This is a genomic window from Micromonospora sp. NPDC049171, assembly GCF_040648275.1.
In the GTDB taxonomy this organism is placed as follows: Bacteria; Actinomycetota; Actinomycetes; order Mycobacteriales; family Micromonosporaceae; genus Micromonospora.
This window is the reverse complement of record NZ_JBEZDJ010000054.1, coordinates 1-20,495: the sequence shown is the minus strand read 5'-3', so window position 1 is coordinate 20,495 and position 20,495 is coordinate 1. Positions and strand designations below refer to the sequence as shown.

General features: G+C 70.3%; 16 protein-coding genes and 1 pseudogene. 10 read left to right on the top strand and 7 right to left on the bottom strand.

Annotated elements, in window-relative coordinates; translation table 11 throughout:
* Positions 1-685: 685 nt before the first annotated feature.
* Positions 686-928 (bottom strand): hypothetical protein, encoded by a 243-nt coding sequence (locus AB0B14_RS36435; RefSeq protein WP_357526692.1) that lies wholly within the window; start codon positions 926-928, stop codon positions 686-688.
* A gap of 176 nt (positions 929-1,104) precedes the next feature.
* Here AB0B14_RS36435 and AB0B14_RS36430 point away from each other — a divergent pair, with 176 nt between their 5' ends.
* Both AB0B14_RS36430 and trpS read left to right on the top strand, forming a co-directional pair.
* The gene (locus AB0B14_RS36430; protein WP_357526690.1) at positions 1,105-1,575 is read left to right on the top strand and encodes a PRC-barrel domain-containing protein; all 471 of its coding nucleotides are present in this window, start codon (positions 1,105-1,107) and stop codon (positions 1,573-1,575) included.
* 267 nt (positions 1,576-1,842) lie between these two features.
* The gene (gene trpS, locus AB0B14_RS36425) at positions 1,843-2,901 is read left to right on the top strand and encodes a tryptophan--tRNA ligase (RefSeq protein ID WP_357526688.1); all 1,059 of its coding nucleotides are present in this window, start codon (positions 1,843-1,845) and stop codon (positions 2,899-2,901) included.
* Between the two features lie 57 nt (positions 2,902-2,958).
* Here the strand turns inward: trpS and AB0B14_RS36420 are convergent, their stop codons facing one another.
* Positions 2,959-3,681: a hypothetical protein gene (locus tag AB0B14_RS36420; RefSeq protein ID WP_357526687.1), complete on the bottom strand. Its 723-nt coding sequence runs from the start codon at positions 3,679-3,681 to the stop codon at positions 2,959-2,961.
* A 72-nt stretch (positions 3,682-3,753) separates the two neighbouring features.
* On the opposite strand from AB0B14_RS36420, the gene AB0B14_RS36415 reads away from it, so the two are divergent.
* The 4 genes from AB0B14_RS36415 (at position 3,754) to AB0B14_RS36400 (ending at position 6,735) form a co-directional block, all read left to right on the top strand.
* Positions 3,754-4,398: a winged helix-turn-helix transcriptional regulator gene (locus AB0B14_RS36415; RefSeq protein ID WP_357079851.1), complete on the top strand. Its 645-nt coding sequence runs from the start codon at positions 3,754-3,756 to the stop codon at positions 4,396-4,398.
* A gap of 109 nt (positions 4,399-4,507) precedes the next feature.
* Positions 4,508-4,855: a YciI family protein gene (locus tag AB0B14_RS36410; protein ID WP_357526694.1), complete on the top strand. Its 348-nt coding sequence runs from the start codon at positions 4,508-4,510 to the stop codon at positions 4,853-4,855.
* Positions 4,856-4,857: 2 nt separating this feature from the next.
* A complete protein-coding gene (locus AB0B14_RS36405; protein ID WP_357526685.1) occupies positions 4,858-6,114 on the top strand; it encodes a sigma-70 family RNA polymerase sigma factor in 1,257 nt (418 codons plus the stop codon).
* Positions 6,115-6,141: 27 nt separating this feature from the next.
* Complete coding sequence (locus AB0B14_RS36400) at positions 6,142-6,735, top strand: HAD-IA family hydrolase (RefSeq protein ID WP_357079856.1); 594 nt, start codon at positions 6,142-6,144, stop codon at positions 6,733-6,735.
* Positions 6,736-6,739: 4 nt separating this feature from the next.
* On the opposite strand, the gene AB0B14_RS36395 is transcribed toward AB0B14_RS36400, so the two are convergent.
* The 4 genes from AB0B14_RS36395 to AB0B14_RS36380 form a co-directional block, all read right to left on the bottom strand.
* Entirely contained in the window at positions 6,740-7,711 is a 972-nt protein-coding gene (locus AB0B14_RS36395; protein ID WP_357079859.1) for an NADP-dependent oxidoreductase, read from the bottom strand.
* 243 nt (positions 7,712-7,954) lie between these two features.
* Positions 7,955-9,022: a DUF916 domain-containing protein gene (locus tag AB0B14_RS36390; RefSeq protein ID WP_357080971.1), complete on the bottom strand. Its 1,068-nt coding sequence runs from the start codon at positions 9,020-9,022 to the stop codon at positions 7,955-7,957.
* A gap of 91 nt (positions 9,023-9,113) precedes the next feature.
* The gene (locus AB0B14_RS36385) at positions 9,114-11,087 is read right to left on the bottom strand and encodes an FN3 domain-containing metallophosphoesterase family protein (protein ID WP_357526683.1); all 1,974 of its coding nucleotides are present in this window, start codon (positions 11,085-11,087) and stop codon (positions 9,114-9,116) included.
* A 144-nt stretch (positions 11,088-11,231) separates the two neighbouring features.
* Positions 11,232-12,602, bottom strand: coding sequence for a HupE/UreJ family protein (locus AB0B14_RS36380; protein WP_357526681.1), 1,371 nt, complete (start codon positions 12,600-12,602; stop codon positions 11,232-11,234).
* 48 nt (positions 12,603-12,650) lie between these two features.
* Between AB0B14_RS36380 and AB0B14_RS36375 the strand changes: the two genes are divergently transcribed.
* From AB0B14_RS36375 to AB0B14_RS36365, 3 genes are all read left to right on the top strand, one after another.
* Positions 12,651-13,286 (top strand): hypothetical protein, encoded by a 636-nt coding sequence (locus AB0B14_RS36375; protein ID WP_357080961.1) that lies wholly within the window; start codon positions 12,651-12,653, stop codon positions 13,284-13,286.
* 221 nt (positions 13,287-13,507) lie between these two features.
* Positions 13,508-15,997 carry a hypothetical protein gene (locus tag AB0B14_RS36370; RefSeq protein ID WP_357526679.1) on the top strand — a complete coding sequence of 830 codons (2,490 nt, stop codon included), beginning with the start codon at positions 13,508-13,510 and terminating at the stop codon, positions 15,995-15,997.
* A gap of 80 nt (positions 15,998-16,077) precedes the next feature.
* A complete protein-coding gene (locus AB0B14_RS36365) occupies positions 16,078-18,585 on the top strand; it encodes a hypothetical protein (RefSeq protein WP_357526677.1) in 2,508 nt (835 codons plus the stop codon).
* 74 nt (positions 18,586-18,659) lie between these two features.
* Here the strand turns inward: AB0B14_RS36365 and AB0B14_RS36360 are convergent.
* Positions 18,660-19,360: pseudogene (locus AB0B14_RS36360) on the bottom strand (SDR family NAD(P)-dependent oxidoreductase).
* 442 nt (positions 19,361-19,802) lie between these two features.
* Here AB0B14_RS36360 and AB0B14_RS36355 point away from each other — a divergent pair.
* The gene (locus tag AB0B14_RS36355; protein WP_357526675.1) at positions 19,803-20,402 is read left to right on the top strand and encodes a class I SAM-dependent methyltransferase; all 600 of its coding nucleotides are present in this window, start codon (positions 19,803-19,805) and stop codon (positions 20,400-20,402) included.
* Positions 20,403-20,495 lie beyond the last annotated feature (93 nt).

The window sequence follows — 20,495 nt, the reverse complement described above, 5'->3', positions numbered from 1 at the left end:
TATAAATCATAATTGGCACTGGCTTTACAAGCACCCTGTTGAGTTCTCAAAGAACAACCACACACCGACCAGAAGCCCCACCTCAGTGGAACCCCAACCGGGGCTTTTCGCACCGTGTCCCCGTCGCTCTCGCGCCGGGCACTTTTACTACGTTACCTCACCGTCTTCGCCGTGTCAAACCGTGTGTCCCGGTCTGTCATGCTTCGTACGGCTTAGCGCCGGCGCACTCACGCAGCAGCAGGCCGCTGCGTCAGGTCGTCGGATTTGGCAGGCCGGCCGCTGCGGTTTCCCGCAGTCTCGCCCGGTGCCCTGCCGGTCGTGAACCTTACCCGGTCGGCTTCGCCGCACCAAATCCGCCTCGCGGCCGATCCGGCGAGCCCCGCCCGGACCGTGTCTCGTAGGAGCGAACCCCTGCGTGACCCGGCTGCCAGCTTGTTTCGGGGCTTCAGGACTTTCGTCCCGTTTGCCCCGTTCCGCGCTGGCAGAGAGAAAGTTACGCGTCCGTGGGTTTGATCGTCAAATCCGCGGCAAGCGTCCCGCGTCACACTCCTACCCCGCCCGCCCACTCCGCACCCCAGCCATCGACAGGTTTGCGTCATCTGAGAACTGGGATCTGACGCAAAGCTCCTGATCACCGAGGGCCGGGCAACACCGAGGGCCAGCAGGGCACGCAGTGCGGGGGTGGTTAAGACTTTTGTTGGCGCCAGGAGCGGATGCCGAGCACCCCGACCGTGGTGCCGATGGCCAGGGACGTCGCGATCAGCAGCGCGTGCACCCACAGGAAGCTGGTGGTCGCCCCCTCGGCCACGGTGCCGGACGCCCAGGAGCGCGGGTCCTGCCAGATCGCGACGGCGAACCTCGGCCAGATCACCCAGGTCCAGATCCCGACTCCGACCAGGAAGACGGACCACCCTCGCGACAGCACCATGGCAGCCGAGTATGCCAGCGCGCCCGGTGACCAGGTCAGGTGCGGACGCGTGCCGGTGGACGACGTGGGGACCGGCCGGCCGGACGGGGTGCGACAGTCGTCGATCTGTTTCCGGCGGCTGCGGGGTGGGCACTGGGAGAGCAGGACAGCCGAGGACCGTCCCCCCGGAGGTGCCCATGCAACCCTCGATCTTCAATCCCTGGGCCTGGCGTGACCCGTCCGCCCTCGCTGGCGGATATACGCAGGCCACGCCTTCGGTCACCCCGCCGGATGGCCCGGACGGTGGCCACGACGGCCCGGACGCCCCTGGCCCTGGCACGCCTGTCGACCTGGTGGGTTATCAGGTGCAGGCGAGCGACGGGCGGATCGGCAGCATCGACGAGGCGAGCAACGAGGCGGACGCCGGATACCTGGTCGTGGACACCGGGCCGTGGATCTTCGGCCAGAAGGTGCTGCTGCCGGCTGGCACGGTGGCTCAGGTGGATCACCAGGAACGCGTCGTACACGTCGACCGGTCTCGGCAGGAGATCAAGGATGCGCCCCCGTTCGATCCGGATGCCCTCGACCCGGAATACCGGGATCTCGTCGGCAAGTACTACGCCGACCGGTATCTTCCCCCTCCCGGGGTCATGCCGCGGGTAATCTGAGGCCGTGGTCCGGACGAGCAGCTGCGCGACGGAGGCGGTCGACCTGGTCGACGGCCTACCGCTGGGTGCGGTGCCCGGGGTCCCGACCAGCTCCGGCGATGGCCGTGAGCAACTTCTGAGTGTCCTCCGTGCCGGTGGTCTGCGGTTTCGCGCCGGCGCGCGATGGCGGACGGCTCGCTGAGCCGATCCCGCTGACCGAGGGGGCTGACCCGCCCCGCTCGGCGCGCGCCCACGCGTGACCCACCTCCGGATACGAGAGGCACCACCATGTCCGTCGCACGAATGCTCACCGGCGACCGGCCCACCGGCCGCCTACACCTCGGCCACTACGTCGGCAGCATCGCCAACCGGGTACGGCTGCACCGGCGCTACGAGAGCTTCTTCATCATCGCCGACCTGCACATGCTCACCACGCGCAACCGCCGCGCGGACATCGACCAGGTGTCCGGCAACGCCCGGGAGATGGTCACTGACATCCTGGCCGCCGGCGTCGACCCGGAGCAGGCCACGTTCTACCTCCAGTCGGCGATCCCCGAGGTCGGCGATCTCAACACCCTCCTTCAGAACCTGGTGACGGTTCCCCGGCTGGAGCGGGTGCCGTCACTCAAGGACATGGCCCGCGACGCCGGCAAGGAGGAGATGCCGTACGGGCTGCTGGGTTACCCGGTGCTCCAGGCCGCGGACATCCTCTGCGTCAAGGGCGAGGTGGTCCCGGTCGGTCGGGACAACGCCGCGCACGTCGAGGTGACCCGGGAGATCGCACGGCGGTTCAACCACCTGTACGGCCCGGTCTTCCCGGTGCCCGAGCTGATCGCGTCGGACACGCCGAGCCTGGTGGGCACCGACGGCGCGGCCAAGATGAGCAAGAGCCGAGGTAACTCGATCGCGCTGTCCGACGACGCCGCCACGGTGCGTCGGAAGGTGCTCGGCATGTACACCGACCCGAACCGGGTGCGGGCCGACGTGCCGGGCACGGTGGAGGGCAACCCGGTGTTCGCGTACCACGAGGTTTTCAATCCGGACCGCGACGAGGTCGCCGACCTGGCCCGGCGTTACCGGGCCGGACGGGTGGGCGACGTGGAGGTCAAGGACCGCCTGGTCGTCGCGTTGGAGGGGTTCCTGGCGCCGATCCGGGAGCGCCGGGCCGAGATCGAAGCGGACCGGGGCCTGGTCGACCGGCTGATCGTCGAGGGCACGGAGCGGACCCGCCAGGAGGTTCGCCAAACCCTCATCGAGGTACGCCGGGCGATGGGGCTGACCGGCGCGTACCAGCAGGTGCGACGGCGGGCTGAGCGGAGCCGCCGCCGGACGGACGCCTCGACCTGAGGCCGGGGCGTCCGGTCGGCGACGTGCCGTCGGGTCCGCTGCGACAGCATCGGGGTCTCAGCGGACCCGTACGTCAGCCAGGTCCAGGGTGATCGGCGTCCAGGAGAGGTCCGGGGTGCGGTCCTCCTGGCGGATGTGGATCCGGCGTCGAGTCGGCACGACCAGCCCGTCGACCTCGGTCGCCCCGCTCACGTAGTGCGCGACCGGGGAGGAGCCGTTGACCACCGCCTGGTAATCCATGCGCCGCAGCAGCCCGCTGTCGTCGAAGTAGTACAGCTGGGTGTCGGTGTGGGTGTGCACGGTCTCGGGGTATGTGACGCGCAGTACGCGCCACGACTCGCCGCCCTCCGTCCACGGCTCGACCTCGTGCGCCTCGACGCCCGGCCAGGTGAACAGGAACGGCTCGACGAGGTAGTGCCAGGTGGCGTAGCCACGGAAGTAGGCCGCCTGGGCGAGCGTCCACTGGCTCTCCCCGGTGTAGCCGGCGAAGCTCGCCCGGGGGTTCGTCAGCTCGTCGATCAGGCTGCCGTCGGCCGCGGTGACGGTGACCCGGTCGGTGTCGCGGTCGTACTCGGTGACCTGGCCGGTGCCCTCCTGGACGTGGCGGATCCGTTCCCGGTGCAGGTCGGCCTCGACCAGCTCGGTGCCGTCGAAGTCGGGGCGGCCCTTGAACGCCCAGAACGGGCCGCCGTAGGTGAGCCGGGTGGTGAGGGTCGACGCGGTGTGCCAGCGATCGAGGCCGCCGTGACGCTCGATCACCTTGGCGAGCAGTGCATCCACGAAACACTCCTAAGTTAGGACTAGACGGTCCGACATTAGCACTGCCCGGTGGGCGCCGACTACGATGGCGATGTGACTCAGCGGACTTACCAGGACGCCTGCGGGGCGGCGCGCACGATGGACATCGTCGGCGAGCGCTGGGCGCTGCTGATTGTCCGAGAGTTGGTGTTCGGCCCGAAGCGTTTCGGCGATCTGCGGGCCGGCCTGCCGAGGGCCAGCCAGAACGTGCTCAGCCAGCGACTGCGGGAGCTGGAGCAGTCCGGCATCGTCCGGCGGGTGCAGCTCGGGCCGCCGGCCAGCGTGCACGCGTACGAGCTGACCGAACGCGGCCAGCAACTGGAGCCGACACTTGTCGAGCTGTCGCGGTGGGGCGCTGGCCTGCCCGCGGAGCCGGACGTCGAGATGAGCACCGACGCGTTCATGCTGTTGCTGAAGGCCCTCTACCGGCCACCGACCGACGCGCCGGTGCCCGCTCGACTGCGGTTGCAGGTGGGTGCCGACGCCTTCGAGGTGGAGGTGTCTCCGAGTGGGATCAGCGTGGCCCGGGGCCGGTCGGGCCAGGTCGACGTCACGGTCACCGGCACGGTGAGAGCGCTGCGGGACCTGATGTTCGGCGGCACGCCGCTGCGGTCGGCGGTCTCCGCGGGCGAGATCGAGGTGCACGGCGACACCGGAACGGCCGAACGGTTCTTCCTGCTCTTCGCAGCGGCGCCGTGAACTCGCGGTTCGAAAAAACCTGACCGGCCGTGTCGATATTCCCGAGCCTCGACCGTCGTCATGCTGTACGGCAACCCGCCGCACCGAGAGGAGCCGAAACGTGAAGTACATGCTGCTGTTCATGAGCCCCATGGTCGACGGGGAGGTCGTCGGCAACGGATGCAGCTTCGAGGACTGGATCCGCTACGACCGGGAGATGAAGGACGCCGGGGTCTGGGTCTCCGGGCATCCCCTGCAGGACCTGACCACCTGCACAACCGTGCAGGTCGGCCCGGACGGCGACCGCACCATCACCGACGGGCCGTTCGCCGAGACCCGAGAGCTGCTCGGCGGGTACGACATCATCGACGTGCCGGACCTCGACGCCGCGCTGGAGTGGGCGGCCCGCAGCCCCGGGGCCGTCGGCACCGGTTCGGTCCAGGTCCGTCCGATCGCCGAGATCGACATGCAGGTCTGACCGTGCCGGGTGAGGAGGCGGCCGTCGGGTCGTCGGTGGAGGCGGTGTTCCGGGAGGAACGCGGCCGACTGCTCGCCTCCCTGGTGCGCCGCTTCGGCGACCTCGACCTGGCCGAGGAGGTCGCCTCGGAGGCCATCGAGGCGGCACTGACGCACTGGCCGATCGACGGCGTCCCGAGCCGGCCCGGCGCCTGGCTGCTCACCACCGCGCGCCGCCGCGCCGTGGACCGGCTACGCCGCGACCGGGTGCTGGCGACCAGGCTCGCCGTACTCCGGGCGGAGGCCGAGCGGGCCGACCACGCGCCGCCCGCCGACGCGGACCGGGACCTGCCCGACGACCGGCTGGCGCTCTTCTTCACCTGTGCGCACCCGGCCCTGGCCGCGCCGGATCGCGGCGCGCTCACCCTGCGGTTCCTGGCCGGCCTGACCACGGCCGAGGTCGCGCGGGCCTTCCTGGTGCCGCCCGCGACAATGGCCCAGCGACTCGTCCGGGCCAAGCGGAAGATCCGCGACGCGCGCATCCCGTTCCGGGTGCCGGGCCCGGACGAGCTGCCCGGTCGTCTGCCCACGGTGCTCCAGGCCGTCTACTCGGTCTTCACCGAGGGGTACGCCGCCAGCTCCGGCCCCGACCTCCAGCGGATCGACCTCGCCGAGGAGGCCATCCGGCTGGCCCGGATCCTGCGCCGGCTGCTGCCCGCCGAACGGGAGGTCGCCGGGCTGCTCGGGTTGCTGCTGCTGGTGCACGCTCGGCGGGCCGCGCGCACCGGGGCGGACGGCGCGGTGGTGCTCCTCGACGACCAGGACCGTGGACGGTGGGACCACTCGATGATCGACGAGGGGCGTGCGCTCGTGGTCGTCGCGTTGACCGGCCCGGGACCCGGGCCGTACGGGGTGCAGGCCGCCATCGCCGCGCTGCACGACGAGGCCGCCGACGTGGCCAGCACCGACTGGCCCCAGGTGGTGGCGCTCTACGACGTGCTGCTCGGCATGGTCCCCTCACCGGTCGTGGCGCTGAACCGGGCCGCCGCCGTGGCCATGCGCGACGGGCCGGACGCCGGGCTCGCCCTGCTGGACGAGTTGGCCGACGATCCGCGGCTGCGCGGCTACCACCTCTACCCGGCCACCCGGGCGGACCTGCTGCGCCAACTCGGCCGCAACGACGAGGCCGCGGCGGCGTACCGCAGCGCGTTGGCGCTGGTCGGGACCGAGCCGGAACGGGACCACCTGCTGCGCCGGCTGGCATCCGTCACCGACGACTGACCGGATCCGCCGCTGTACCCTTCCCCGATGAGTCTGCCTCTGCCACCCGGTGAGTTCGCGGCGTACCTGTTCGACTGCGACGGCACCATCGTCGACTCGATGCCGCTGCACTACCTGGCCTGGCAGCGGGCCCTGCACGAGTGGGGTTGCGAGTTCCCGGAGGACCTTTTCTACGCGTGGGGTGGACGGCCGACCGTCGACATCGTCGTCGCCCTGAACGAGCAGCAGGGTCTGGCCATGCCGGTGGCGACCGTCGTCGAGCGCCGGGAGAGCTACTACGACGAGTTGCTGCCGCAGCTCGCCGCCGTACCCGAGGTGGTGGCGCACATCCACGACGCGCACCGGCGGGTCCCGTTCGCCGTCGTCTCCGGCAGCACCCGCGCCTCGGTCACCGCCTCCCTCGGCGCGCTCGGCCTACTGGACCGGTTCGACGTGCTGGTCTGCGCCGACGACTACACGCGGGCCAAGCCGGACCCGGAGGCGTTCCTGCTCGCGGCGGAGCACCTCGGCGTACCCCCGGGGTCGTGCCTGGTCTTCGAGGACACCGACCTGGGCATCCAGGCCGCGACCGCGGCCGGCATGGCATCGGTACGCGTGCCGCAACAGCGCCCGCCGCGCTGAGGTCTCAGGCCACCGTCAGCAGCAGCTTGCCCGGGTAGGACGTTTCCAGTCGCTGGTGCGCGTCGCGCACCTTGCCCAGCGGGTACGTCTGCGCGACGTGCACCACGAACGGGCCGGCCTCGATGAGTTCGTTGAGGCGTTGCAACTGTCGAGAGTTCGATTCGCCGTCGTAGGCACGGACCACCACGCCCGGCCGTTCCCGCGGCTCCGGCCGCACCCCGTGGGCGAACGCGACCACACCGCCGTCGGTGAGTGCCTCGGTGAGCCGGTCCAGCGTCGTGCCGCCGGCCATCGCCAGGATGGCGTCCACCCCGGCCGGTGCCGCGTCCCGGATCCGGGCGAGCACGTCGGTCAGGTCGGCGTGGCCGTCGAGGGACACGTCGGCGCCGAGTCGGGTGACCAGCGCGACGCCGTCCGCTCCGGAGGCCACGGCGATCACGTTCAGGCCCTGCCGCTTGGCCAACTGCACGGCCAGGTGGCCCTGGCCGCCACTGGCACCGAAGATCAACAACCAGGCGCCGGCCGACAGGCTGACGGTGTCGAGCCCGGCGAGCGCGGTCAGCGCGTCGGTGGGCATGGCCCCGGCGTGCTCGGCCGGCAACCCGTCGGGCACCTTTGCCGCGTACTCCGCCTTGACCGCCGCGTACTCGGCGTAGAAGCCGCCCTTCGGGCGGGTGGTGGCGGAGACGTAGACCAGGTCGCCGACCCCGACGTTGGACACCTTGCTGCCGGCGGCGATGACGGTGCCGGCGCCGTCGGAGCCGGGCACGATCGGCAGAGCCGAGCCCTCCGGTACGAGCACACCCTGCCGCTCGTACACGTCCCACACCCCCACGCCGGCGCTCCAGACCTTGATCAGCACCTCGTCGTCGGCGATCTGTGGGATCGGCAGCTTCCGCAGGGTGATCACCTCTGGCCCACCGAACTCGTCCAGGGCCGCGGCCTGCATCCGCTCTGGCACATCCCCGTCAACCATGTGGATTCCCCCTCTGTGCCGGCGTCACCGTTCACCATGCCGGCTCAGGAACGGGAGTGGTCCAGAGCCGAGCGCCGTTCACCCACAAGGGCCTGTTTCACAAGGGCGGTCGAGCCGAGGCGGAGTCCGGGCGACCAGTCCTTGTGAAACAGGCCCTGGTGCGACCGCCGCGATCCTGCAGTTTCGGTCGCCGATACGCGTGCAACGCGCTGCTAGGCCGGGGCAGTAAGTGCAAGATCGCGCTCAGGGGGTTTGCGGCTTCGGGCCACGCAGGGCCTGCGCGACGGCTTCGCGTACGCGGGCGTCCTCGCGCACCTTGCGCTGCGTCCGGTTGCGACGCCGGTACAGGTACGCCCCGACGAGCACGGCGATCAGCACGACGAGCACCAGCACCAGCAGCCACGGCAGCGCCCAGCCGTGCGCGGTGACCTGGACCGGCTTGAGCGAGGTGGTCGAGCCGGAGGCGTCGGTGAGCAGCGGCGTGAGGGTCACGGTCGCGGCAAGCGAGACGGCGGGGGCGACCCCGGCGATGGGCACTGTCACGTCCCAGCTCTCACCCGGGAGCAGCTCCGGCGGCGCGGCGATGTCCTTCGCCCGGACCCGCAGCACGCCGAACGGCCCGGAGACCGAGACCGCCTGCTGCCCGGAGAGCGCGGCGTTGCCGACGTTGTGGATCTTGTAGGTGACGGTGGCGTCGCCCTTGCCGAACGGGTTGGCCGGGCCCCCGTACGTCACGTGCACGCCCTCGATCGCGAGGTTCGGCTTCAGCTCGCCGCCGACCCGCAGCTTGATCCGGATGCCGAGGCGCCTGTCGACGTTGATGCCTTCGGCCTGGTCGGCCTGGGTGAGCGTGGTGAGGATCCCGCCGACGTAGTCACCGGGGGTGGCGTTGTCCGGGACACTGACCGTGAAGGGGACCTGCGCGGTCTTCCCGGGCTGGATCACGACGCTGCCGGCCTTCGGCTTCGCCCAGGCACCGATCGCGACGGACCTGGCGTCCCTGGTGAGCAGGTCGAGCTGACCCGCGTCGGTCGTGAAGCCGTCGGCGGCGTACACGGACAGGGTCAGCGGCGCCTTGCCGCGGTTGGCGACGACCATGGCGTCCTCGACGGAACCACCGGGATTGACGTTGTAGCTGTAACTGGACCGAGCCTCGCCGTAGCCGTTGGAGGCCGTGCGGACCGTCCAGGCGACGTCGCCATCCGCCGCCAGGGCGGGGCCGGCACCGACGCCGACTGTCGCGACGGCGGCGAGCAGGGACAGCGCGGTGGTACGAGCAAGCTTCTTCCAGCGCGTGACGGACGGGTACATGTCGGATCCTTGAGGTGATCTTGGGAGGGCGGCACATGGGTGGCGGGGCAGGCCCCCGAAGGTGCCTACCCCGCCCGATGGAACAGTTCGGTCAGCTGCTCAGCGCGGTGATCGTGAGCGTGGTGCGGTAGCTGCCCTTCGCGATGCTGTCCGGGATCTTCAGATCCAGGTCGGCACCGAGGCGGGCGCCGCCGCGCGGGTGACCCTGCGCGGCTGCGGCGAGGGCGCTGGAGACCGAGAGGCCCTTGCCCTGGTCGTCGAAGGACGACAGGACCGGAGCACCGGCCTCGGCGCCCGCGCCGCCGTCGAGCACGTACGGGTTCCAGCCCAGGTAGGAGCCGGAGAACTTCTTGTCGGCGTCGGAGAAGTCGCCGACGTTGGCCGAGATCGACCACGGGGCGAGCGAACGGCGGCTGTCCGACACGAGGATCGGGTTGATCTTGCCGGCCGCCTCGAAGAAGGTGCCGTCGCGCTCCTGGGCGGTGCCCAGGTCGACCAGGCCGTTGTAGCCGTCGATCGTCCAGCCGAACTCACCCGGGGCCGCGTTCGGCACGTTGACCTGGATGGCCTGACCGTCACCGTGGTACGGGTGCACCGTGACCTTGTCGACGATCGAGCCGACCGGCTGACCCTCCGGGGTGTTGACGCAGGAGAGGCCCTTCTCGACGGCCGCGTTCGGGGCCGCGCAGGTGCCGCTACGGACGTTGGCCAGGACCAGCTTGTCGCCGCGCACCTGCACCTTGACGTAGCTGCGAACGTGCTCCTGGTTCTGCACCGAGTTGTACCAGTACTTGCCCGGGTCCAGCGGGTCCGGGCCGTTGCCACGGATGCCGGTGCCACTGTCGTCCGGCTTCTTGATGTCGTAGTACTTCGAGCCGGAGGCCGAGTTCGCCGTCACGTAGATGACGCCACCCGGGCCGGGGTAGACCTCGGGCGCGCCCGGCTTCTCGGCCGGGTTCTCCTTCTGGCCGTTCTTGATCGAGTAGCTGCGGGTGTAGCTGTGGTCGTGGCCCTGGAGCACCATGTCCACGCCGAGGTTGGAGAACGCCGTGGTGAAGTCCTCCCGCCGCTGCTTGTTGTCGGTGTCGGTCGCGTGGCTGGCCGGCGAGTAGATGGAGTGGTGGTAGACCAACACCTTCCACTTGGCCTCGGAGCCGTGCTTCTTGATCACGTCGGTGACGTACGCGACGTGCGCCGCGTCGCCGCCGGCGGAGCCGTCCGCCGGGTTGGCGTAGCTGTTGCTGTTCAGGTCGATGAACAGCACGTCCTTGTGGATGAACCAGTAGTCGCCGCCGGACCGGGTCGCCTGGTCGCCGTTGTAGTACTGCGCCGAGCGGTCGGTGTTCGGGGTGAAGTGGTGCTGCTCGTAGGACTTGCCGCCGACGTCGTGGTTACCGATGGTGGCCACGAGCGGGATCTGACGCAGCTGCTCGGGGGCCAGGAACGAGGTCCACTGACCCTCGTCGTTGGCGCTCTCCACGTGGTCACCGGCGGAGACCAACAGCTCGGCGTTCGGGTTGGCCCCGGTGGCGACCTTCAGGGTCTCCTCCCAGCCGGCCTGGTCCTTCAGCCGGTCACCGGAGGAGCCGATCTGCGGGTCACCGAAGAACAGGAAGTCGTAGTCGCCCTCGAAGTCCTGCGTCTTGAAGGCGTACGCCGGGGACCAGCTGCCATCGGCGCCGACCCGGTACGAGTACGCGGTGTTCTCCCGCAGGTTGCTGATCGTGGCGTGCCGGTTGAAGCCGGTGGTGGAGGTGTTCGCCGCGCCGACGGCATCGAAGCTGACCGCGCCGGCCGGAAACTCGCCGTTGACGATCTCGGCGGTCGGGGCGAGCTGGATCTTCTGTGCGGTGTCGGCGGAGGAGTACCAGCTCACGATCCGCTGGGTCTCGTTGGCGCCGACGCCGAGGACCACACCGGTGATCGTGGTGGACTCGGCCGCGCTGGCGGTGGCCGTCAGGCCGCTGCCGAGGGCCGCGCCCAACCCGAGGAACCCGGCTGCGACCCCGGCGACCAGGCGCCGCCGCACAGGCCCGGAGGCCCGTGTCGAGGTGCTCAATGTCATCGACATTGTTCCCTTTTCAAATAGAGAAATGGATGGTGACTTCACCCGACGCCGGGGAAGCAAATCCACGCTTTCGCCGCCTGGTGAACCGACCATGAACGTGATCTTGCGAAAGCCTGCACTTCGCGAACTACTTAGCCTTACTCAGGACCCGGAAACGCGCTGCACAAACCAGATCAGCCCCATGACGGACACGGCTGCGGAAACAACGCCGGTCGCCCAGATACCGACTTTCGGCGCGCGGCGACGAAGGACGAGCAGGAGCGGGAAGACCAGAGCGATAATCGTCAACTGAACGACCTCGATGCCAATGTTGAACACCAGCAGCGACCACAGCAGGGTCCACGACCACGCCTCGTCGATGCCCAGCGCGCCCGCGAAGCCCAGGCCGTGCACGAGGCCGAAGCAGAACACCACACCCAGTCGGATCCAGCCGGCCCGATCCAGGCTGAGGTGGCCGTGCCCGGCCGTCGCCTCCAGGTCTGTCGCGTGCTCGCCACGCCGCCAGATGCCCCACAGGTGCCAGCCCGCGACGACGGCGATGGACAACGCGATGACCGGCTCCACGATCGACCCCGGCACCTCGACCAGGCCGAGAGCCGCAAGCATGAACGTCACCGAGTGCGCCAGGGTGAAGCTGGTGGCCGCGAGCACGATCTCCCGCAGGCGCCGCGATCCGGCGATGAGCGCCAGCAGGAACAGGATGTGGTCGATCCCGGACAGCAGGTGCTCGGCGCCCAGCAGGAAGAACTCCCCGAACCGCTGGTACCAGGCCTGGCCGGTCGAGAACGTGGGGTTGGCGGCGTCCAGCGCCGCGCTGCCGGAACGGCCGTCGATCTCGTAGGTGACGATCGTCTTGGTGCCCTTGACGTAACCCTCGTCGTCCGGGAACAGCGCGCTGCGCACCTCGTGCTCGTCGACCCGCTCGGGGCAGGTCCAGTCGAGCAGCAGACTCGCGTACGGCACGCCCTCACGCTCGCCGATCGTCGCGTCACCCACCTGGGTCGGCTGACAGACCGCGTCCCGCGCGGTCACCGAGAACCGGTCCGAGACATACCCGAGGACGGTCGACGAGTGGCTCCTCAGTGCCGCGGCCTGGGCGCCGCTGTCGCCCGCGTCGAAGGCGGCCGTGCCCGCCCGAAAGAGCGGGTCATCGTGACCCGAATCCGCGGCCGACACGACGAGAAGGTCGTATTCGAGGTCCACCGCCGTGCGAATGTGACCCTCGTCTCCGGCAGTTATTTCCGCGTACACGGTCGACGAGAATCCGTGTGCGGAGGCCGTTCCGGCGCCCAGAAACGGGATCACCGCCGCGGCGATCCCGACAGCGGTGACGATAACGGTACGGCGGACGCGCCCCAGCATGCGACTCCCTCGGTTGGCCAGTGCACGTTGCATGGCGCGGGTGAACACCAGCCCGACCGCCGACGAACCGCCGGATAACAACGGCCCCGAACGACCGGCCCCGGATAAACGGCGCAGGGAATTGAGATAGGAATACGAGGCTGCCGCCACCCCTCGAAAGGACGACCACCTGTGCGCCCCCCGCTTCGGGTCGTTGCCATGCTGGCCGCGACCGCCGCGCTGGTCACCGCCTGCGACTCCGGCGACGACTGGTCACAGCCGCACCCCGCACCCAGCGCCGTGGGGACGCTCGGGCCCGGATTCGTCGACCCCTCCACCACACCCGCCCCGGAGGCGACGATCACGCCGCGACCCGGCTCGTGGGCCGGGGTCCACCCGCCGAAGGACTACCGGGTCGTCCTGCTCACCGCCGGTGCCGACGACCCGACCAAGGCTCTCGTGACGGCGGTGCGGGAGTGGGCCGACGACGAGCACGCGGATCTCCGGACGATCACCGTCGGCAACGCCCACGATGCCGTGCCCAGCATCGCCAAGGCCATGGAGATGAACCCGGATCTCATCGTCAGCGCCGGCGGCGACCTCATCGACCCCCTCGCCCTGGTCACCCCGAACCACCTGGACGAGAAGTTCCTCGTGGTGGGCGCCGAACTGGCCGAGCCCACCCACAACGTCACATCTGTCGACTGGGAAGGCGCGTCGTTCCGCGGGGAAGGGCTCGGCATGTCCTCGACGTACGACCCGACGTCGTTCACCGCCGAGCGCTGCGCGGCGGCCATCCGGGCGGGCGTGGCGGCCGTCCTCAACGACCTGACCGGGATCGTGGTCTGGCTCTGACGACGGGGATCGGGGCTGACCGTCGCGGAGTCGGCAGGGCCCGGTGCGGGGGCGCTGATCCCCGCACCGGGCTCGGCGGAATTGCGGGGACGGCACGGGTCACCGGGACTTGACCCGACGTGCGATCCTGTGCCGGCTGATCATGGTCGGGCCCATAGTGGAGGCAGGGTTTGCGTACCGCTTCGCGTATTCACCGTCGAATCGCGGCACTGGGCGTCGCCGTGGCCCTCGCGTGCGGCTCGGCGGTGGGGCTCAACCCCTCCACGGCCGCCGCCGCGGATGTCGCCCCGACCGACCTCACCAGCTCCGGAAAGCCGTGTGCCGCCACCGCCCCGGGGCCATACCTGAATCCGAGAGCGTGGGATTGGGCCACGGGCGCCACGCTGGAGGGCAAGTTCCACCGTACTGGCCAGGGCGGACTGCGGGCGGACTTCCAGGTGTGGGATGTCGCCGACCCGGAGCATCGGCAGCAGTGGCTCGTCGAGATGGGCGCGGACAGCAACGAGCTCCACGTCCAGATCGCCGACAACACACAGCAACTCGACGGCGTCACGTACGCCTGGCGGGTGCGCGTCCTCGACGGTGCCGACGCGTCGCCGTGGAGCAGCACGTGCCACTACACCATCGACCGCGATGGCGGCTCGGCACCGGGCGTCGCCTCCGTCCATTACCCGTCGGGAGGGGACAACGTCAGCGGCGCGATCGGTGTGCCTGGCACGTTCACGCTGACCTCGGCCAACTCCGACACCGTCAGTTACGAGTACCAGTTCTATGAGATCGAGCTGAGCGACCAGGCCCCAGCGGCCCTGGTGGCCGCCGACGGGCTCGGTGGACCGGCGACGATCGAGTGGGCGCCCAAGACGGCGGGCTTCCACCGGGTCTCGGTGTCCGCCGTCGACCGGGCGGGCAACCGCTCCGAACAGACCGGCTACGAGTTCCTCGTCCGAGAGACCCGGCCGGCGATCTTCTCGTCGGCGTACCCGGAAGGGACCTGGCCCAGCAACCTGGACTACAACGTCGGGGTGCCCGGGGCGTTCGAGCTGCACTCCACCGTCGCCGACACGGTCTCGTTCGCTTGGCGGATCGACGCGGGTGGCCCGTCGGGGACTGTGCCGGCGGCGGCCGACAGAACGGCGACGGCGATGATCGCGCCCACCCGTGCCGGCATGCAGACCCTCTACGTCCACAGCGTCACCCGCGACGGCACGGCGCACCCTCCACGCGCCTACGAGTTCTTTGTCGACAACGGCCCGACGTTCACCAGCGCCGGCAGCCGGGTCGTCATCGGCTCGTCGCTCACCCTCCACCTCACGCCCCGGTCGCCGCAGGTGCGGGCCTACGTCTACTGGAACGAACTCAGGGGCCCGGAGCCACCAACGATCGAGAAGATCACCATCCCGGCCCGGGCGGACGGCACCGCCGACCTCACCTGGACCGCTCACGAGTTGATCGAGATCAGAGGACTGCGCATCCAGAGCCGTAGCGCCGACGGCACCCTGTCCGAGTCGCGCTACGCCCCCATCCAGATCGACGGTGCGGCGCCGACGATGAACCAACCCGGCGACACCGACCTGGGCAAGCCGGTCACCTTCACGGCCCGCACCCGGATGGCGAACGTCACCGAGTTCGAGACGACGCTGAACGGCGACACGGCCACGAAGCAGATCGTCAGGCCAGCCGCCGACGGCAGCGCCACCTTCACCTACACGCCGACCACGGCCGGCTACACCTCCGTCAGCGTCGTCGCCCGCAACGCCGACGGGGTGCAGACCGAGGAAAGTCGCACGTACTGGTGGATGCTGGACGGACCTCGGATCAGCTCGACCGATTTCCCGAAGACCGGCAGAGGCCGGGTGATGCCGGGCACCTTCAGCATCACGCCGCGACTGCCGGGCACGATCGCCTACGAGTATGCGATCAACTTCGGGTCGTACGCCCCGCTCGCCGCCCGGGCCGACGGCACCGCGACACTGGCGTGGACACCGCCGGACGTCGGTTGGTATTACCTGACCGTTCGCAGCGTCACGGCCAGCGGCGGCTATTCCCTGGGCACGACGTACAGCTTCGGGGTCGAGTCGGCGGTGGTTGACTACGTGACGCCGGCCGTCGTGGAGCCGGGTGCCGTTCGGACGATCACCCTCCGCGGCAGCGGGCTGCACCCGAAGGACCGGGTCCAGGTGACTCCCGCCGGCGGAGAGCCGCTCACCGCCACGGTGAAGACCGTCGAGTCGGAAGGCTCGTCCATGTCCGTCGAGGTTGATCTCAGCCTCGCGGCAGCCGGCACGGCCAGCCTGACGCTGTACGCGTACGACTCCGGCCGGCCGCAGGTCAGGGCCTTCACCATCAACCCGCCCCTGGCGATCCGGGCGGTCAACCCGCCGACGGTCACCGGGGCGGCAGTGATCGGCGGGACCGTCACCGCAGCACCGGGCTCGTGGACGCCCTCGACGACCACCTTCCGGTACCAGTGGTCGGCCGACGGCGTCCCGATCACAGGTGCGACAGGTGTCACGTTCCAGATCTCCGAAGCGCTGCTCTGGAAGCCGCTCACCGTGGCGGTGACGGCCAGCCGGGACGGCTACGCCGACGCCACCGCCGTCTCGGCCGCCACGACGGCTGTCGTCCGGGGCAGCGAGGAGCGACCTCCGCCGCGCCCGCCGATCGGCCGCCCGGGCTCGCCGTGGTCGGATCCGCGCCAACCGGCGGCCTGACCCACCGGATGACCACCGCCCGATTCAGCACGGGGAGACCAATGCGTACACCTTCACCTGCTCGTCGCCGGATCACGGCGGTGATCGCGGCATCGGCGCTCGCCTCCGCGGCGGTGGTGGGCCTCGCGGCCAGTCCGGCCGCCGCGGCCCTGTCGGCGCCGACCGCCCTCCAGACCGCGGACCAGCCCTGCGCCACCGCCGCGCCGGGGCCGTACCTGAGCCCGGTCAGACTCAACGACGCCAACGCCGTGGTGCTCAAGGGCACCCTCTCCGGCGCGGACGAGGGTGCCGAGTTGCAGGCCGACTTCCAGGTCTGGGACATCACCCACCCGGAGCAGCCGCAACAGTGGCTCACTGGTCTGTTCTCGGGCCTCGACGAGGTCGCCATCCAACTCGAGGACGATTCGCGGCAGCTCGACGGCGTCACGTACGCCTGGCGGGTGCGCGTTCTCGACGGTGCCATGGCGACGTCGTGGAGCGGCACGTGCTACTTCACGGTCGACCGCACCGGCGGCCCCGCGCCGACCGTCGCCTCCGCCGTGTACCCGGCGGGTTGGTGGGACAACGCCAGCGGCGCGATCGGTGTGCCCGGCACGTTCACGCTGACCTCGGCCAGCGCCGACACCGTCAGCTACCGCTACGAGTTCTACACGGGCGAACTGAGCGAGCAGCTCCCCGCGGGCACGGTGGACGCCGACGGGCTCGGCGGCCCGGCGACTGTCGAGTGGACGCCTAGCGCGGCGGGCTATCACTCCGTCTCGGTCTATGCGATCGACCGGGCCGGCAACTACTCCGAGCCGATACGCTACGAGTTCTACGTCAGGGAGACCCGTCCGTCGATCTTCTCCTCCGCGTACCCGGAGGGAACGCCGAACCTGGACTACAACATCGGGGTGGCCGGCGCGTTCGAGTTGCGCTCCAGCGTCGCCGACACCGCGTCGCTGGCGTGGCGGATCGACGGGGGTGGCCCGTCGGGGACGGTGCCGGCGGCGGCCGACGGAACGGCGACGGCGATGATCGCGCCAACCCGTGCCGGGCAGCAGACCCTCTACGTCCACAGCGTCACCCGGGACGGCAAGGCGCACGCGCCCCGCGCCTACCAGTTCACCGTGGACGACGGCCCGAGGCTCACCGGCGACGTCGACCGGGGTGTCACGATCGGCTCGTCGCTCAGCTTCCACCTCGCGCCCCGGGCGCCGCAGGTGCAGGCCTACGTCTACTGGGTCGAACATGGTGGGCTGTTCCCACCGCCGATCGAGAAGATCACCATTCCGGCGCGGGCGGACGGCACCGCCGACCTCACCTGGGTCGCCAAGGACACAAGCGTCGACGGTCTGCGCATCCAGAGCCGCAGCGCCGACGGCACCCTGTCGGTGCCCCGCTGGAACCACATCTCGGTCGACGGAGCGTCGCCGACGGTGACCCGCACCGGTGGCACCGACGTGGGAACGACCGCCACCTTCACGGCCCGCACCCAGATGGCGAACGTCACCGAGTACGTGGCGACGCTGAACGCCGACGAGGCCACCAAGCAGGTCGTCCGGCCGGCCGCCGACGGCAGCGCCACCTTCACCTACACGCCGACCAAGGGCGGCTACACCTACGTCAAGGTCTTCGCCCGTAACGCCGACGGGGTGCAGACCACCGAGGGCGGCACGTCCTGGTCGGTGCTGGACGGACCTCGGGTCACTTCGACCGATTTCCCGACGACCGGCACCGGCCGGCTGGCCCCGGGCACCTTCGCCTTCGCGCCGCGCCTGCCGGGCACGACGGCCTACGAGTACTCGGTCAACTTCGGGCCGTACGCCACGCTCCCCGCCCGGTCCGACGGCACCGCGACACTGACCTGGACCCCGCAGGACGTCGGCTGGTTCTACCTGACCGTCCGCAGTGTCACGGCCAGCGGCGCCCGCTCCGGGTTAACGCAGTACAGCTTCCAGATCGAGTCGGCGACTGTCACGTCGGTGGCGCCGGCCGTTGTGCCGCCGGGCGCCGTTCGGACGATCACCGTCAGCGGCACCGGGCTGAACCCGAAGGACCGGGTCCAGGTGACCCCCGCCGGCGGGGAGCCGCTGACCGCCACGGTGCGGACTGTCTCGTCGGACGGCACGTCGATGACCGTCGAGGTGAATCTCGGCTTCGCGCCAGCCGGCACGGCCACCCTGACGCTGTACGCGTACGACTCCGGCAAGCCGGTGGTCCTGGCCGACGCCTTCACCATCAATCCGCCCCTGGCGATCCGGGCGGTCAACCCGCCGACGGTCACCGGGGCGGCAGTGATCGGCGGGACCGTCACCGCGGCACCGGGCTCGTGGACGCCCTCGACGACCACCTTCCGGTACCAGTGGTCGGCCGACGGCGTCCCGATCACAGGTGCGACAGGTGCGACGTTCCAGATCTCCGAAGCGCTGCTCTGGAAGCGGCTCACCGTGGCGGTGACGGCCAGCCGGGACGGCTACGCCGACGCCACCGCCGTCTCGGCCGCCACGACGGCTGTCGTCCGGGGCAGCGAGGAGCGACCTCCGCCGCGCCCGCCGATCGGCCGCCCGGGCTCGCCGTGGTCGGATCCGCGCCAGCCAGCCAGCTGATCAGGTGATCGTCGAGGCGCGCGGGAGGAGCTGCTGTCGGCGCCGCCCCGCGCGCCTCGGGAACGCTCAGTGCCTCAGGCGGTGAAGGCACCGTCGATGGCGATGGACGCGCCGCTGTTGAAGGTGGCCTCGTCGCTGAGCAGGAACGTGGTGAGTGCGGCGACCTCGTCGGAGGTGCCGGCCCGTCCGGTCGGCTGCAGCGCCAGGTAGCGCTCCGCCGCTGCCGGGGCCTGGCTGACGACGCCCTGCCAGAGCGGGGTGTCGATCAGGCCGGTGACCAGGGCGTTGACCCGCACACCGGAGCGGGCCACGTCGAGTGCCGCCGAACGGGTCAGGCCGATGACCCCGTGCTTGGACGCGTTGTAGGCGACCTGCGTCGCGTCGCCCTTGACGCCGGAGACGGAGGCGTTGTTGACGATCGCGCCACCGCCGGAGGCGATGATCGCTGGAATCTCGTGCTTGAGGCCGTAGAAGACACTTGTCAGGTTGAGGGCGACGGAGCGATGCCAGGCGTCACTGTCGGTTTCGCGGACACTGGCCATCGGGCCGCCGCCGGCGTTGTGAACGCGCCGTCCAGCCGGCCGAACTCGGACACCGCGGTCTCGACGAGCCGCGCCATCTCCTCCTCGACCGTCACGTCGGTCCGCACGAACAGGGCACTACCGCCCGTGTCGCGGATCTGCGCGGCCACCTCCTCGCCCCGGTCCCTGTCCCGGGCGCCGATGACGACACGCGCCCCCTCCGTGGCTGCCCGCTGTGCGAACGCCAGGCCCATGCCCTGCGTGCCGCCGGTGACGACAAGCACCTTCGAATCCAACCGTCCAGACATCTCGTCTCACATTCACTCGACTGGTAAACCGCTGCGCGCGGCGGGGCCGAAGGTCCACGGGGAGCGCCGGAGGCGTGGAGTCTCGCCGGACGGTCCGCAGGGCTTCGCGAGGCTGAACGCTAGCCTTTTCTGGAACGTTCGACAAAGTAACAGCCCTCACAGCGACCGGGGCGACACCGTTCATTAGCCCCGAAAGTGCGCGATGAATGGGGTGCAACAGCCACGCAATCTGGGGCGGTCGTTCCACAACACCTCAGCTTCGGCCGCACACCGGTGCGGGAGCTTTCGCGCCTGTCGGTGGACGCGGTGACCGAGGACACGGTGCACCGAATCCGCTGAGATAGTGGAATCAGATGTGTGAGCAGAACTGGCGCCGGCGAGTGACGTTGTGAGGTCCACTCTCTCGAGCCGCGATCCGGGCTCCTCCGGCGCGGGCACCACCCCCGCGACTGGTGAGCCGGCTCGGGCGACGGCCGCCCATCGGCAGCGCTGGGCGGTGGACACCATGGCTGTCGCACCCGACGACCAGGTGCTGGAGATCGGCTGCGGTCGGGGCGCAGCCGTTTTCATGGTCGCCAGCCGACTCACGACCGGCCGGATCGTCGCCATCGACCGGGCCGCGACGATGGTGCGGCTCGCGACCCAACGCAACCTGAGCCACATCAGCGCCGGCAGGGCCGAGATCCGATGTGCCGGGTTCGAGTCGGTCGACCTCCCGGCCAGTCGCTTCACCACGATCTTCGCGGTGAACGTCAGCCTCTTCTGGTTGGGCGACGCGACGCAGCAGATCGCTCGAATGCGGAGCCTGCTGGCACCGGGAGGTCGGCTGCACGTGTTCGGCGAGCGACCCACCGCCGCGCACGCCACCGCGAACCTCACCGCGACCCAACTGCTGCTCGAGTCCCACGGTTTCGCCACCACCACATCGAGCGCCACGCGTGGTCAACGTCGGGTGCTGACCTGCGTCACCGGCACGCCGATCCGGTGAGCGCGGGCTGATCGCAGCGCCAACACGAGCCGGGGGGGGGGGGGGGGTGGGGGGGCCCCCCCCCCCCGGGGGGGGGGCGGAGTGTTGTGAGGA

What these genes read in the sequence shown, in the direction of transcription:
- AB0B14_RS36375 (WP_357080961.1), top strand. Translation starts at nt 12,651, where the DNA reads ATGCTGGCCGCGACCGCCGCGCTGGTCACCGCCTGCGACTCCGGCGAC.
- AB0B14_RS36390 (WP_357080971.1), bottom strand. Translation starts at nt 9,022, where the DNA reads ATGTACCCGTCCGTCACGCGCTGGAAGAAGCTTGCTCGTACCACCGCG.
- trpS (WP_357526688.1), top strand. Translation starts at nt 1,843, where the DNA reads ATGTCCGTCGCACGAATGCTCACCGGCGACCGGCCCACCGGCCGCCTA.
- AB0B14_RS36385 (WP_357526683.1), bottom strand. Translation starts at nt 11,087, where the DNA reads ATGACATTGAGCACCTCGACACGGGCCTCCGGGCCTGTGCGGCGGCGC.
- AB0B14_RS36395 (WP_357079859.1), bottom strand. Translation starts at nt 7,711, where the DNA reads ATGGTTGACGGGGATGTGCCAGAGCGGATGCAGGCCGCGGCCCTGGAC.
- AB0B14_RS36400 (WP_357079856.1), top strand. Translation starts at nt 6,142, where the DNA reads ATGAGTCTGCCTCTGCCACCCGGTGAGTTCGCGGCGTACCTGTTCGAC.
- AB0B14_RS36430 (WP_357526690.1), top strand. Translation starts at nt 1,105, where the DNA reads ATGCAACCCTCGATCTTCAATCCCTGGGCCTGGCGTGACCCGTCCGCC.
- AB0B14_RS36410 (WP_357526694.1), top strand. Translation starts at nt 4,508, where the DNA reads ATGCTGCTGTTCATGAGCCCCATGGTCGACGGGGAGGTCGTCGGCAAC.
- AB0B14_RS36435 (WP_357526692.1), bottom strand. Translation starts at nt 928, where the DNA reads ATGGTGCTGTCGCGAGGGTGGTCCGTCTTCCTGGTCGGAGTCGGGATC.